The sequence below is a fragment of the Oleiphilus sp. HI0123 genome, assembly GCF_001635315.1.
The window spans coordinates 1-581 of record NZ_LWGE01000116.1; the positions used below are offsets into that span (position 1 = coordinate 1).

Below are 581 nucleotides of genomic sequence, written 5' to 3' on the forward strand. Positions count from 1 at the left end.
AAATTCGCGCAGCGATGCCGCTATTTTCAAGTTAGCTGGCTTTACTCAATATCTTGAGTAATCGTTCGAATATATTGAAACAGCTTTTTACCCGCGCCAGTATTCTTTTGCTGGTCGTGATCTTTCTTAGCGTTGCGAACGAGCGCTCTCAGGTGTTGTACGTCTGTATCAGGGTTGTCGGAAATAAAATTACTAAGCACATCATTTCCACCGCTAATCAAACGGTCTCTCCAGGACTCCATTTGGTGAAGCTCTTGAGCATATCGTTGACTGCTGGAGTCAAACTGATCAATTGCGAACTGAATCGCTTCAGCGTCTTCTGCGCGCATTAGCTTACCAATGAATTGAAGGTGCCGCCTTTTCGCCTCATTTTGACGAATATTGTAGGACTCTTTTATTGCATGAGTCAGATCTTCACTCATTGGCACTTTTTTTAGCTGAGCTGGCTTTAGTTCAGTAAGTTTTCGGCCTAAAGCCTGGAGTGCTTCCATCTCGCGCTTGACCTGACTTTTACTTTTCTCAAATTCTAGATCATCTTCGTCGTGGTATTGGTCAAAATCGCTCATTACTTTGGTACCTGT

General features: G+C 43.5%; 1 protein-coding gene. It reads right to left on the reverse strand.

Annotated features, from left to right (window positions below):
- Positions 1–41: 41 nt before the first annotated feature.
- Positions 42–581: ribosome biogenesis factor YjgA (yjgA, locus tag A3761_RS01135; protein WP_231881105.1), on the reverse strand; the 540-nt coding region annotated here is incomplete at its 5' end.